Origin of the sequence: Cellulosimicrobium cellulans (assembly GCF_042723955.1) — a bacterium.
Classification (GTDB): domain Bacteria; phylum Actinomycetota; class Actinomycetes; order Actinomycetales; family Cellulomonadaceae; genus Cellulosimicrobium; species Cellulosimicrobium cellulans_H.
The window spans coordinates 1-13,123 of the sequence record NZ_JBHXIC010000065.1 but is presented as its reverse complement, the minus strand read 5'-3'; the positions used below and the strand labels follow the sequence as shown (position 1 = coordinate 13,123).

The window sequence follows — 13,123 nt, the reverse complement described above, 5'->3', positions numbered from 1 at the left end:
CCCCGTGTGGTGCCTCTCTCTTTCCACCCCGCCCCCGGCCCCCCCCCCCCCGGGGGCCCCCCGGGCCCCCCCCCCCCCCCCCCCCCCCCGCGCCAGGACCGGCCGCGCCCCCGCGGTCGGCGACTCCAGCGTTGGCTCGGGGAGAACCCCCTCGGCATCCTTCTCAGCGCCCCGTACACGGCGTTCGTCGTCGTGGTGTTCCTCGTGCCGTTCGGGTTCGGCGTGTGGATGTCGTTCCACGACTTCTTCTTCACGGCACCCGGCGTGCAGGTCCCGCACCCCTTCGTCGGGCTCGACAACTTCCGGCAGGTCCTCGCGGACCCGGCGGTACGACAGGCGTTCGGCAACCTCGCGGTGTTCGGCCTCATCAACGTGCCGCTCACGGTGGTGCTCGGGCTCCTCCTGTCGTCGGGCCTCGACGCCGTCGTGCACTGGAAGGGCTTCTTCCGGGTCTCGTACTACATCCCGTACGTGACCGCGTCGGTCGCGACGCTCGCGGTGTGGATCTTCATGTTCAACGGCAACGGGGTCGTGAACCGGCTTCTGGGAAGCCTCGCGCCGGAGCCGACCTGGCTCGCGAACCCGAGCCTGATCATGCCCTTGATCGCGGTCTACGTGACCTGGAAGAACCTCGGCTTCTACGTCCTGCTGTACCTCGCCGCGCTGCAGAACGTGCCGAAGGAGCTGCACGAGGCGGCTGCGATGGACGGCGCCGGGCCGTGGCGCCGGTTCCGGGCCGTCACGCTCCCTGCCGTCCGGCCGGTGACCTCGCTCGTGGTGCTGCTCTCCGTCATCACCACCGGACAGATCTTCACCGAGCCGTACCTCCTCACCGGAGGAGGGCCGAACGGCGCCTCGATGACCCCGGCGCTGCTCATGTACCAGAAGGGCATCCAGCAGGGGCAGCCCGACATCGCCGCGGCGATCGGCATGATCCTCGTGCTCGCCGTGATGCTCCTGTCATTGGTCTCGCGCCGGTTCACGGAGAGGAAGGGATGATGACGACCACGACCTCGACCACGCGGCGGGAGGCCGCCCGCGCTGGTGGCTCCGGCGGCGGCCGCGTGCTGCGCGTGCTGCGCTTCGCGGTGCTGCTCGTCGGTGCGTTCCTCGCGCTCGTGCCGTTCTACTACATGCTCATCGGGGCGCTGCAGAAGGAGCGGGACACCAGCGTCTCTGGCCTGCTCCCGTTGCCGAAGAACCTCACCCTCGACAACTTCGTGGGCGTCAACGAGTCGATCGACCTCGCCCGGTCGCTGCTCAACTCGTTGATCATGACGGCCGGAGTCGTAGGCTGCACGCTCGTGTTCGGGCTGCTCGTCGGGTACGCACTGTCGGTGCTGTCCTTCCGCGGCCAGGGGCTCGTGTTCGCGCTCGTCCTGCTCGTCCAGGCGATCCCGTTCCAGCTGCTCATGATCCCGCTCTACGTCATGGTCGTGCGGTACTTCGACCTCGCGGACAACTACCTCGGCATGATCCTGCCGTTCGCCGTCAACTCGGTCGCCGTCCTGATCTTCCGGCAGTACTTCCTCCAGATCCCCCGCGACGTGTTCGACGCGGCGCGCATCGACGGCGCGAGCGAGCTGCGGATCCTGCGGTCGATAGCCGTACCCCTGGTCCGCCCGGCGGTCCTCACCGCGATGCTCGTGACGTTCATCGGTCCGTGGAACGAGTTCCTGTGGCCGTTCCTCGTGACGAAGGACGCGTCGATGCAGCCGCTCGCGGTGAGCCTCGCGAACTTCTCGCAGGCGAACTCGTCGTTCCAGGCGAACCCGATGGGCGCGGTCCTGGCGGGCGCGTGCGTCCTCGCGGTGCCCGCCGTCGTCCTGTTCCTGCTGTTCCAGCGGCACTTCACGTCCGCGAACCTCGGCTCGGCCGTCAAGGGCTGACCCCGTCACCGTGCGGGGCCGGCGCGAGACCGCGTCGGCCCCCGCCCCGACCTTCCAAGGCTAGGAAATGACCCAGGTGAACCACTCTCAGTCCCTCATGACGGTCCCGTACGCCCTGCGTCGGCTCGGGACGATCATGTCGCCTCTGCCCGGCGAGCCCCTCGAGGTCGAGGGCGTGCTCAACCCCGGCACCGCGTGGGGGTCCGACGGCACGCTGTACCTCTACCCCCGCCTCGTGGCCGAGGGGAACGTCTCGCGCATCGGTCGGGCGCGCGTCGTCCTCGAGGACGGGGTCCCCGTGGGCGTCGAGCGGCTCGGGGTGGTGCTCGCCCCCGACGAGGGCTGGGAGCACGGGCGGCAGAACGCGGGGGTCGAGGACCCCCGGATCACGTTCGTCGAGCCCCTGGACCTCCACGTCATGACCTACGTCGCGTACGGGCCGCTGGGCCCGAAGCCCGCGCTGGCCGTCTCTCGGGACACCGTGTCGTGGCGCCGGCTCGGGCCGTTGCGGTTCGCCTACCAGCCCGAGCTGGACACCGACCTCAACCTCTTCCCGAACAAGGACGTGGTGTTCTTCCCCGAGGCCGTGCCCGGTCCCGACGGCCGACCCGCGCTCGCGCTGCTGCACCGGCCGATGTGGGACCTCGACTGGCTCCGCCCCGGCGAGGGAGCTCGTCCGCCTGCGGGGGTCGACGACCCGCGGCCGTCCATCTGGATCGGGTACGTCGATCTCGAGGCCGTGACGCGCGATCTCGGAGCGCTCACGCACGTCGAGAGCTCCGCGCCGGTCGCCGCGCCGGAGATGGCCTACGAGTCGTCGAAGATCGGCGGTGGCCCGGCGCCCCTGCGCGTTCCCGAGGGCTGGCTCGTCCTCCACCACGGCGTGACGGGCGCCGACTTCTCCGGCTTCGCCCTGGCTCACGGTGCCCGGTACACGGCGGGCGCGATGATCCTGGACCCCGCCGACCCGCGCCGGGTGCTGGCCCGGACGCCCGAGCCGCTGCTCGTCCCGGAGACCGCGGCAGAGCTGGAAGGCACGCTCGGCAACGTCGTCTTTCCCACGGCCGTCGAGGAGATCGAGGGACGCCGGTTCGTCTTCTACGGCATGGCCGACTCCCGGATCGGTGTCGCCGAGCTCGTGCGTCTCGATGGTTGAGGGCGGGCCCGCGGACCTCACCGCGCACGAGGCGCTCCGGCGCGTCGTCAAGGCGTACGACGTGCGCGGTGTCGTCCCTGACGAGCTGAACGACGACGTCGTGCGCGCGCTGGGCACGGCCTTCGTGGAGACGGTCGTCCGACCGGGCAACGACGGGGTACGCCGGGTCGTGGTGGCCCGTGACATGCGCGAGAGCGGCCCCGGGCTGCTGGCCGCGTTCGTCGACGGCGCCCGAGAGGCCGGCGCGCACGTGCTCGACGCCGGTCTGTGCTCGACCGACGAGCTCTACCTCGCGTCGGGTCTCCTCGACGCCGCCGGAGCGATGCTCACCGCGAGCCACAACCCCGCCCGGTACAACGGCATCAAGCTGTGCCTGTCCGGAGCACGCCCGGTCGGACCGGACACGGGCCTGCGCGCCGTCCGGGACCGGGCCGAGGAGCTCCTCGCGGGCGATCCCGTCGACGCCGGGCCGCGCGGGGGCCACGAGACCGTCGACGTCCTGCGCCCCTACGCGGAGCGCCTGCGCTCACTCGTCGACCTGTCCGGGGGCCGCCGTCTGCGCGTGGTCATCGACGCCGGCAACGGCATGGCAGGGCTCACGGTGCCCGCCGTCCTGGGGATGGCAGCGGGTCTGCCGCCGCTCCCGCTCGGGATCGTCCCGCTGTTCTTCGAGCTCGACGGGTCGTTCCCGCACCACGAGGCCAACCCGCTCGTACCGGCCAACACGGCGGTGCTCCAGGCCGAGGTCGTGCGCCGGCGCGCCGATCTCGGGCTCGCGTTCGACGGCGACGCCGACAGGTGCTTCGTCGTCGACGAGCGGGGCCGAAGGGTGGACCCCTCGGTGCTCACGACGCTCGTCGGGCTCCGCGAGGCGCGCCGGGTGCGGGACGAGGGCGGCGTCCCTGTCGTCCTGCACAACGCGATCACGTCGCGCGCGGTGCCCGAGATCCTGGGCGCCGCAGGGGTGCGGACGGTGCGCACACGCGTGGGCCACTCGTTCATCAAGGAGCTCATGGCGTCCGAGGGCGCCGTCTTCGGGGGCGAGCACAGCGGGCACTTCTACTTCCGTGACTTCCTCGGCGCCGACTCGGGCCTCCTGACCGCGATGCACGTCCTCGCGGCGCTCTCGGAACAGGACCGCTCGCTCTCGGAGGTGGTCGGTGGCCTCGACCCGTACGTGCGCTCTGGGGAGGTCGACGTCGCCGTGGCGGACCCGGAGACCGCGAGGGCCAGGGTGCTCGACGTCCTCGGGGACGCCTACGACGCCGCGTCGCTCGACGTCGACGAGCTCGACGGCATGACCGTCCGCCGCTGGCACGGCGACGACCCGTGGTGGCTCAACCTGCGGGCGTCGAACACCGAGCCCGTCCTGCGGCTGAACGTCGAGGCCGCCGACGTCGGGACGATGCGCGCCGTCCGGGACCGCGTCCTCGACGCGCTCGCGACGATGCCCGCAGTGGGCGGCGAGCCGACGAGCGGCCGCGCGGCGGTCGGGGGAGGAGGGCGCTGACGATGTACCTCCTCGACAACCCCGTGCGCCGCTACCCGTGGGGCTCGACCACGCTCGTGCAGCAGCTCCTCGGTCGTCCCGTCGACGGTCGTCCCGTCGCCGAGGTCTGGATGGGAGCCCACCCCGACGACCCGTCCACCGCCGACGGTGGTGGACGCCGGGTCGCTCTCGACGCGCTCGTGGCCTCCCAGCCCGAGGCGATGCTGGGACCCCGCGTGCTGGCCGAGGCCGGCCCGCGCCTGCCGTTCCTCGCCAAGATCCTCGCCGCCGCCCGCGCGCTGTCGGTCCAGGTGCACCCGACGACCGCCCAGGCCGAGGCGGGCTTCGCTGCCGAGGACGAGCGCGGCGTCCCGCGCACCGACCCGGCGCGGACGTACCGAGACCGCTCCGCCAAGCCGGAGATCGTGTACGCACTCACGCCGTTCGAGCTCCTCAGCGGGCTCCGAGAACCGGAGCAGGCGGCGAAGCTCGTCGCCGAGCTCGAGGTGCCCGCGCTCGACCCCCTCGTCGTGCTGCTGCGTGAGCAGCCCGTCGACGCCCACCGGGGCGCGCTCACGTGGCTCCTCGGCCAGCGGGAGAGCGCGGCGCCGTGGGTGGAGGCCGTCGCCGAGACCGCGCGTGACGGCGTGGGTGCCCGGCCCGAGCTGGCCGTCGTGCACGACCTCGCGCAGGAGTTCCCCGGCGACCCCGGGCTCCTCGCTCCGCTCCTGCTGAACCACGAGCGGCTCGAGCCCGGCCAGGCCCTCTACACCGCCCCCGGAACGCTGCACGCCTACCTGCGGGGCATGGCCGTCGAGGTGATGGCGGCGTCCGACAACGTCCTGCGCGCCGGCCTGACGACGAAGCACGTGGACGTGGCGGAGCTGCTGGCGATCACGGACTTCACGCCGCGACTCACCGGCTTCCTCCGTCCGGTGCGCGTGGTGCCGGGCGTCGTGGACTACGTCGCGCCGGACGCCGACCTGGGCCTGCGCGTCGCCACCCCGCGGGCCGGGGACGAGCTGCCGGGGCCGGAGGACGGCCCGCGGATCGTCCTGTGCGTCGAGGGAGAGGTGCGCGTCGTCGCGGCGGACGCGCGACGCCTCCTCCCCGGCGACTCCGTCTTCGTCCCGCACGTGGACGGACCGCTCGTCGTGTCAGGGCACGGGACGGCCGTCGTGGCGCGGGCTTGAAGTCAGGCCGTCGTCACGACGACGCCGGTGCGGGCGTGGGGAACCAGCGGGCGAACTTGTCCTCGAGCGCCTGGGTGCGCTCGACGTCGCAGCGCTTCTCCGCAGAGACCGTGATGGCGCCGTCGAGGCACTGCTGGTGCGCCAGGGCGACGTCCCAGGTGACGAGCGTCGACACCATCTGGAGCGCGAGCATGGCGGAGAGGCCGACCCCGATCCCCAGCGCCGGGACGAGCGCCCCGCGCACCCGCGCCCGCCAGACGGCGATGAGCGCCCGGATGCCCACGACGATCGCCCCGATCGCGAGCGCGAGGCTCACCGCCTGCCACGGGAACGGCATCGTGCTCACGACGATCACCGCGAGCAGGAGCAGGCCGAAGTGGAGGACGCGTCGCGTCGCCTGGCGCGCGAGCTCGGGGTCCGGCTCCGGCGGCTCGGGCGGCGCCGGAGGTCGGCGGTCGGCGGGTGCGCCCAGGTCCGGCCACCCCGGCGGGGGAGGCGGGAGCGGGGCACCCGGGCCGGGACCGGGCGGGACCGGTGCGTCCGGACGCGAACCCTCCTCCGGCGGCTGCGGCGGCTCGGGACGAGGCTGCTGCGGCGCGTCGGGACGGGGCGGTGCGTACGGGTTGCCCACGGGCAGCTCCTCGGTCGGTCGGGCGGCTCGCGGTACATTCTCCCATCGGAGGCCGGGTGCCCGGGAGGGTGCCCAGCCCCTCCCGCCGAGCCCGACGCTCGAGCCACCCTGAGCCGCCCCGAGCCACCCCGACACCCGCAGGAGCACCGTGCAGACGCCGTCCGGCCACCCCGTCGAGTCCACCTCCGCCGCCCGCGTCGTCGTCCTCGTCTCGGGCGCCGGCTCCAACCTCGCCGCGATCCTCGCCGCGCACGACGACGCCGCCTACGGGGCGCGCGTCGTCGGCGTCGTGTCGGACAAGGCCGACGCGGGCGGCCTCGACCTCGCCCGCGAGGCCGGGATCGCCGCCGTCGTCGTGGCCCCGGGGGACTTCGACGACCGGGCCGCCTGGAACGAGGCGGTCGCGCAGGCGGTCGACGTCTTCCGGCCCGACCTCGTGGTGCTCGCGGGCTTCATGCGCATCCTCGGACCCGCGTTCGTCGGCCGCTTCGCGGGGCGCACGATCAACACGCACCCGGCGCTGCTGCCGTCCTTCCCCGGGGCGCACGGCGTGCGGGACGCGCTCGCGTACGGGGTGCGCGTGACCGGGTGCACCGTCCACGTGGTCGACGACGGCGTCGACACCGGCCCGATCATCGCCCAGGTCGCCGTCCCGGTCGAGGACGGCGACGACGAGTCGTCGCTCCACGAGCGCATCAAGGTCGCGGAGCGCGCGCTGCTCGTCGAGACGGTCGGCCGCGTCGCGCGCGAGGGGCTGCGCGTCGAGGGCCGCCGGGCCCTGCTGGGCTAGACGCCGGGTTCCTCCGTCCCCTCGCCGGTGGCCTCGTCCGTGGGCGGGAGGTCGCGCGGCGCGAGGACGGCGAGGGCCTGGTAGGTCTCGCGACGCTCCTGGGGCGCCGCGCGCCCCTCCTCGAGCGAGCGCGCGGTCCAGCGCTCGAGCAGCTCCGCGAGCTCGCGGGACATCGTCGCCGCCTGCTCTGCGGTGAGCACGAGCGTGCTGAGCGCGAGGATCCGGTCCTCCCGACCCCCGGTCTCGCTCCCGCGCCGGAACGTCTCCTCGGCCCAGGCCAGGGCCGGGCGCACCACGTGGCGCACCGCGTCGGGCGTCCCGGGCTCGACGGCATAGCTCTGCGCCACGTTCTTCCATACCCGGTCGCGACGGTCGCGCGCGTGCTCGGGCGCCTCGACGATCATCCCGGCCTTGGCGAGCACGCGGAGGTGGAAGCTCACGGAGTTCGCGGGCTCTCCCGTCGCCTGGGCGAGGTCCGCGGCGCGCGCGTGCCCGAGGACGGCGAGCTCCATGAGGATGCGCTGCCGCAGCGGGTGCGCGATCGCCCGCAGCGCCGCGGGGTCCTGGACGCGAAAGGTCTCGAGCACAGGCCGAGGCTAGCAACGCCCTGGGATCGTGCACGCGGAGGTGCGCAGGAGCAAGTGCGCAACGACTATTGCGCAAATGGAGTTGCGCACCTAGATTCGTGCCATGACGAACCCGCCTCCCGTCTCGGTCGAGGACCACCCGCCCACCGGCCCGTCGTCGACGGCGGCTGCTCCCGACCCCGCCGTCCCGGACGCCGTCCCGCCGGTCGACGCCGAAAGCGGTGCCGTCCCGCCGTCGCTCCTGCGCAACCGGTCGTACATGCTGCTCATGACGGGGATGACCGCGGAGTCGCTCGGCGCGGGCGTCGCGCTCTTCGCCGTGCCGCTCGTCGCCTACGGGATCACGGGCTCGGTCGTGCAGGCGGGCGTGGTCGCCGCCGTCGGCCAGCTCGGGGCGCTCCTCGCCACCTTGCCCGCCGGCGTCGTGGCGGACCGGGTCGACCGGCGCCGGCTCATCACCGTGTCCGCGGCCGTCGGTGCGGCGCTGTGGGTGACCGTCGCTCTCGCGGCGGGGCTCGGGTCGCTCACTGCCTGGCACCTCGCGGCCGTGCTCTTCGGGGCCTCGGTGGTGGGGGCGCTCGTCGACCCGGCCACGAGCGGGGCGTTCCGCTCCGTCGTTCCCGTGCCCCAGCTGCCGACGGCGCTCGCGGCCGTGCAGGGCCGGGACGCCGTCGCGAGCCTCCTCGCCGGGCCCCTGGGCGGCGTGCTCTACGCCGTCGCGCACGCGGTGCCGCTCGCCGCGGCCGCGATCGGGCACCTGGCGACCGCCGTCTGCACGTGGTTCGTGCGCGAACCGCTCAACGGCGACGTCGCCGCGGCGCGCGCCACCCGGCCCGCGGAGGCGCTGCGCGAGGGGCTCCGGTTCGTCTGGTCCGTGCCGCTGTTCCGCGCGCTGCTCGGCCTGTTCGTCGTCATCAACGTGGCGTTCGGCGGCCTCATGGTCGGCATCAACCTCGAGCTCGTCCGTACCGGCACGGCGCCGCTCCTCATCGGGCTCGTCGACCTCGCGGTCGGCGTGGGCGTGCTCGTCGGCGCGGTGCTCGCGCCCCGGCTCGTCGCGCGGGTGCGCGCGGGCGTGCTCGTGGTCGCGGCGCTCGGCCTGCTCGCGGCGGGGGCCGTCGTGATGGCGGCGCTGCAGGCGTACGTCGCGTTCGTCGTCGTCCTGCCGCTCGCGCTCCTGCTGGTTCCTGCCGTGAACGCCGGCCTCTCCGGCTACGCGGCGGCCGTCACGCCGCCACAGCTCCAGGGACGGCTCTCGTCCGTCCTCGGGCTCACCGGCCTCGCCGCAGGCCCGCTCGTCCCGCTCGTGGGGAGCGGCCTGCTCGACCGGTTCGGCCTGGGCGTCGCGCTCGCAGTCCTGGCCGGGCTGCTCGTCGTCACCGTCGCGGTCCTCAGCACGGTCCGGTCGCTCTGGCGGGTCGGAACCCCCGACACCTGGGCCGACGACGCGGCCGCCCTCGCCGCGTCGGGCGCCGTGCCCGACGAGCCCGTGCCGGCCGGGCCGGGCCGGTAGACTCGTCCCGGCCGCGACTGGCGAGGGTGGGAACGACCACCGGGGAGCGGCCGGATCAACCTGCTGGTGCGTCGACCGCCTGGGCGCCTGGGTTCAGCCACTCGGTACCGGTGCACCGCCGGACCGCGACCGCGACCCAGAGGAGCCCCTCGTCATGTCCCACCCGGCCCCGCACGTGCCCTCCGCCCCCGACGTCCAGCTCGCCGACGACGCGCAGCGCCCTGTGCGGCGCGCGCTCCTGAGCGTCTACGACAAGACCGGCCTCGTCGAGCTCGCCACGGCGCTCCACGCGGCGGGCGTCGAGCTCGTCTCCACCGGCTCCACCGCGTCGACGATCGCCGGCGCGGGCGTGCCCGTGACGAAGGTCGAGGACCTCACCGGGTTCCCCGAGTGCCTCGAGGGCCGGGTCAAGACGCTGCACCCGCGCGTGCACGCCGGCATCCTCGCGGACTCGCGCAAGGCCGACCACCTCGCGCAGCTCGACGAGCTCGGCATCGCGCCGTTCGAGCTCGTCGTCGTCAACCTCTACCCGTTCGCCGCCACCGTCGCGTCGGGTGCCGGGCCGGACGAGGTCGTCGAGCAGATCGACATCGGCGGGCCCTCGATGGTCCGCGCGGCCGCGAAGAACCACCCGAGCGTCGCCGTCGTCGTCGACCCGGCGCGGTACGACGACGTCGTCGCGGCCGTGCAGGCGGGCGGCTTCACCTACGCGCAGCGCAAGGCGCTCGCGGCCGCCGCGTTCGTGCACACCGCGACGTACGACGTCGCCGTCGCGTCGTGGATGGGCAACGTCGTGGCGCCCACGGACGCGGTCGAGACCGACGGCGAGACCGTGAGCACCGGGTTCCCCGCCTGGATCGGCGCCACGTGGGACCGCGCCGACGTGCTCCGCTACGGCGAGAACCCGCACCAGCGCGCCGCGCTCTACACGAACGGCTACGGCGCGAGCGGGCTCGCCCAGGCGACGCAGCTCCACGGCAAGGCCATGAGCTACAACAACTACGTCGACGCCGACGCCGCGTGGCGCGCCGCGCACGACCACGACGCGCCCGCCGTCGCGATCATCAAGCACGCCAACCCGTGCGGCATCGCCGTCGGCACCGACATCGCCGAGGCGCACGCCCGGGCCCACGCCACGGACCCCGTCTCGGCCTACGGCGGCGTCATCGCGGCCAACGGCGTCGTCACCCGGGCCGCCGCGGAGCAGATCGCACCCGTCTTCACCGAGGTCGTCGTCGCTCCGGGCTTCGAGCCCGAGGCGCTGGAGATCCTGCAGGCCAAGAAGAACATCCGCCTCCTCGTCGTCGACACCCCGCCGACGACGTCCGTCGAGACCCGCCCGGTGAGCGGCGGGCTGCTCGTGCAGAGCATCGACCGGGTCGACGCCGTCGTGACGGACGCCGACGGGAACGTCACCGGCGGGGACGACCCGCAGCACTGGAACCTCGTCACCGGCGAGGCCGCCGACGACGCGACGATCGCCGACCTCGCGTTCGCGTGGCGCGCGATCCGCGCCGCGAAGTCGAACGCGATCCTCCTCGCGAACGACGGCGCCGCCGTCGGCGTCGGGATGGGGCAGGTCAACCGGGTCGACTCGTGCCGCCTCGCGGTCGAGCGCGCCAACACGCTCGCCGAGGGCGAGGAGCGGGCACGCGGCGCCGTCGCGGCGTCCGACGCGTTCTTCCCGTTCGCCGACGGCCTGCAGATCCTGCTCGACGCGGGCGTGCGCGCCGTCGTCGCGCCGGGTGGGTCGATCCGCGACGCCGAGGTGATCGAGGCGGCGCAGAAGGCGGGCGTGACGATGTACTTCACGGGGACGCGCCACTTCGCGCACTGAGACGACCCTCGCTCGACGGCCCCGCTGGTCCTCGGACCGGCGGGGCCGCCGCGTGCGGGGCGTCAGACCAGAGCGTCGCGCAGGCGGTGGCTCGGGTCGAGGGCGACGTCGAGGTCGACGCGCAGGCGTCCGGTGCGGTTCATCGCCTTGCGGACCGGGCCGACGTCGCGCGGCGAGTCCACCAGGAGGACCGCCCGGACCTCGGCGACCCGACCGTCGCCGTCGTCCGGCGTCGCGCCGACGCGCGACCCCGGGGCGAGGTAGAACGCGGCCCAGCCCTCGTGGCCGGTGGTCCCGCCCGACGGATCGCCGCGGAAGAGCACGTCGTCGGCCTCGTCGGGCACGCCGAACAGGGCGAGGTCGTGGCCGAGCTGCTGGGAGAACACGTACGGGGCGTGCCCGGGGCCGGCGTCCTCGTCGCCGAGCATCGCGGCGACCGTCGCGTCGGGGTCGTGGAGCGCGGCCGACCAGTGGCCGCCGGGGACGGCACCGAGCACGGGATGCTCGCGGGTCGCGCAGTCGCCGACGGCCCAGAGCCCGTCCAGCCCGCGCACGGCGCCGGTCGTGTCGACGGGGACGCTGCCGCGCACGTCGCGCGGGACCGTGCCGTCGAGCCAGTCCGTCGCGGGGCGGGCGCCCACGGCGGCCAGCACGAGGTCGGCCGGCAGCTCGCGCCCGTCGGCGAGCCGGACGCCGTCGGGACGGACCTCCGCGACCGCGGCGCGGGTCACGAGCTCCGCGCCGACGGCGGCGTACCAGGGCGCGAGGTGCGCGCCGACGCCCGGTCCGAGCTGGCGCCGGAGCGGGGTCGGCGCCGCCTCGAGGACCGTGACGTGCGCGCCCGCGCCGGTCGCGACCCCCGCCAGCTCGGCACCGATCCAGCCGGCGCCGACGATCACGAGGCGGAGCCCCGGCCGCAGCGCTTCGCGCAGGTCCTCGGCGTCCTGCGCGGTGTGCAGGAGGCGGGCGTGCTCCCAGCCGACGGGCCGCACGGGCGTGGAACCGACCGCGAGCACGACGGCGTCGGCGGCCCGGCGCTCGCCCGACCGGGTCGTGACCTCCCACGAGCCGCCCTCGGGCGCGGAGCGACGCTCCAGCCGTACCGCCGGGTCGGCGAGGCGGACCTCGTCGGCGAGGGCCTCGACGTCCACGCCGAGGTCCTCGGCCAGCCATGCCGGGCTCGGGCGGCTCAGGAGCTCCTTCGACAGCGGGGGCCGGTCGTAGGGAGGCACGCCCTCGGCACCGAGCAGCGTCACGCGCCCGGCGTACCCCCGGCGTCGGAGCGCGCCGGCGGTCTGGGCACCCGCGAGGCCGCCGCCCACGACGACGACCGACGAGGGGGGCTCGGGGGCCGCCGTGGGGCGGTCCCCGCGGTGCGGAGACGGGGGCGGAAGGACCGGCGGCTCGGCGGACGACATGCACGTCACGCTAGGCCACGACGGTAGGCTTCCGGGCGTGGAAGGTGCAGCAGCGTGACCGACGTCACCGCCGACGGAGGGACGCGCGACCGGCCGCCGACGACGCTCGTGCCGGCGTGGCACCACGTCGAGGACGAGCCGGAGGGCGGAGAGCCCCCCGCGGGCGCCCGGCCCGACGGGGAGGCCCGGCCGCCGGTCCCGGAGCCTCCCGCGAGCCTGGCCCCGTCGCGCCAACCCGCGATGTGGCTCGTGCTCGCGGGCGTCGCGGTCTCGACGCTCGTCGCGGTGCTCGTCGGTGCGCGCGCCGGCTGCTTCACGCTCGCCGGGCTGCTCGCCGTCGCCGGGGTGTGCCGTGCGGCCATCCCGGGTCCGGGTCCCGTGGGGATCACCGTGCGCTCGCGCGGCCTGGACGTCTTCTTCTTCCTCGCGCCCGCCGTCGTCATGGCGTTCCTCGCGCTGACCCTCGACCAGGGCGAGATCTGACTCTGCCGAGGGCAGACGACGACGGGCCCCGGCCCCGGGGCGCGTGCGGGGCCCGCGGGCGGCGTCGGGGGGAGGGCGGTGGGGGCGCGCCCCAGCCCGGTGGCTCGCGCCGCCCCGGGGCCGCCGCCCGCTCCACC

12 protein-coding genes and 1 riboswitch are annotated in these 13,123 nt (G+C 74.8%); of the genes, 9 read left to right on the top strand and 3 right to left on the bottom strand.

The window, feature by feature from the left end; all coding sequences use genetic code 11:
• Positions 1-6: 6 nt before the first annotated feature.
• The 5 genes from ACFWH7_RS15820 to manA all read left to right on the top strand — a co-directional run bounded on the left by ACFWH7_RS15820 (position 7) and on the right by manA (position 5,727).
• Positions 7-999 (top strand): carbohydrate ABC transporter permease, encoded by a 993-nt coding sequence (locus tag ACFWH7_RS15820; RefSeq protein ID WP_378217712.1) that lies wholly within the window; start codon positions 7-9, stop codon positions 997-999.
• Complete coding sequence (locus ACFWH7_RS15815) at positions 999-1,889, top strand: carbohydrate ABC transporter permease (RefSeq protein ID WP_378217698.1); 891 nt, start codon at positions 999-1,001, stop codon at positions 1,887-1,889. The genes ACFWH7_RS15820 and ACFWH7_RS15815 overlap by 1 nt, the downstream gene beginning before the upstream one ends.
• A 76-nt stretch (positions 1,890-1,965) precedes the next feature.
• Positions 1,966-3,045 (top strand): glycoside hydrolase family 130 protein, encoded by a 1,080-nt coding sequence (locus tag ACFWH7_RS15810; RefSeq protein ID WP_378217696.1) that lies wholly within the window; start codon positions 1,966-1,968, stop codon positions 3,043-3,045.
• Positions 3,038-4,555 carry a phosphohexomutase domain-containing protein gene (locus ACFWH7_RS15805; protein WP_378217694.1) on the top strand — a complete coding sequence of 506 codons (1,518 nt, stop codon included), beginning with the start codon at positions 3,038-3,040 and terminating at the stop codon, positions 4,553-4,555. Before ACFWH7_RS15810 ends, ACFWH7_RS15805 begins: the two co-directional genes overlap by 8 nt.
• A 2-nt stretch (positions 4,556-4,557) precedes the next feature.
• Entirely contained in the window at positions 4,558-5,727 is a 1,170-nt protein-coding gene (gene manA / locus ACFWH7_RS15800) for a mannose-6-phosphate isomerase, class I (protein ID WP_378217692.1), read from the top strand.
• A 13-nt stretch (positions 5,728-5,740) separates the two neighbouring features.
• Here manA and ACFWH7_RS15795 read toward each other — a convergent pair whose 3' ends face one another.
• Entirely contained in the window at positions 5,741-6,358 is a 618-nt protein-coding gene (locus ACFWH7_RS15795; protein WP_378217689.1) for a hypothetical protein, read from the bottom strand.
• 148 nt (positions 6,359-6,506) lie between these two features.
• Between ACFWH7_RS15795 and purN the strand changes: the two genes are divergently transcribed.
• Positions 6,507-7,148: a phosphoribosylglycinamide formyltransferase gene (purN, locus tag ACFWH7_RS15790; protein WP_047233091.1), complete on the top strand. Its 642-nt coding sequence runs from the start codon at positions 6,507-6,509 to the stop codon at positions 7,146-7,148.
• Here purN and ACFWH7_RS15785 read toward each other — a convergent pair.
• Positions 7,145-7,735 (bottom strand): ArsR/SmtB family transcription factor, encoded by a 591-nt coding sequence (locus tag ACFWH7_RS15785; protein ID WP_378217685.1) that lies wholly within the window; start codon positions 7,733-7,735, stop codon positions 7,145-7,147. The two genes, purN and ACFWH7_RS15785, sit on opposite strands and share 4 nt — an antisense overlap.
• A 103-nt stretch (positions 7,736-7,838) precedes the next feature.
• Here ACFWH7_RS15785 and ACFWH7_RS15780 point away from each other — a divergent pair, with 103 nt between their 5' ends.
• Together ACFWH7_RS15780 and purH are read left to right on the top strand one after the other, a co-directional pair.
• Positions 7,839-9,248 (top strand): MFS transporter, encoded by a 1,410-nt coding sequence (locus tag ACFWH7_RS15780; RefSeq protein ID WP_378217683.1) that lies wholly within the window; start codon positions 7,839-7,841, stop codon positions 9,246-9,248.
• Between the two features lie 3 nt (positions 9,249-9,251).
• Positions 9,252-9,340: riboswitch (ZMP/ZTP riboswitch) on the top strand.
• 62 nt (positions 9,341-9,402) lie between these two features.
• The gene (purH, locus tag ACFWH7_RS15775) at positions 9,403-11,085 is read left to right on the top strand and encodes a bifunctional phosphoribosylaminoimidazolecarboxamide formyltransferase/IMP cyclohydrolase (protein ID WP_378217681.1); all 1,683 of its coding nucleotides are present in this window, start codon (positions 9,403-9,405) and stop codon (positions 11,083-11,085) included.
• 62 nt (positions 11,086-11,147) lie between these two features.
• On the opposite strand, the gene ACFWH7_RS15770 is transcribed toward purH, so the two are convergent.
• Entirely contained in the window at positions 11,148-12,503 is a 1,356-nt protein-coding gene (locus ACFWH7_RS15770; RefSeq protein ID WP_378217679.1) for an NAD(P)/FAD-dependent oxidoreductase, read from the bottom strand.
• 54 nt (positions 12,504-12,557) lie between these two features.
• Here ACFWH7_RS15770 and ACFWH7_RS15765 point away from each other — a divergent pair, with 54 nt between their 5' ends.
• Complete coding sequence (locus ACFWH7_RS15765; protein WP_378217677.1) at positions 12,558-12,986, top strand: DUF3017 domain-containing protein; 429 nt, start codon at positions 12,558-12,560, stop codon at positions 12,984-12,986.
• Positions 12,987-13,123 lie beyond the last annotated feature (137 nt).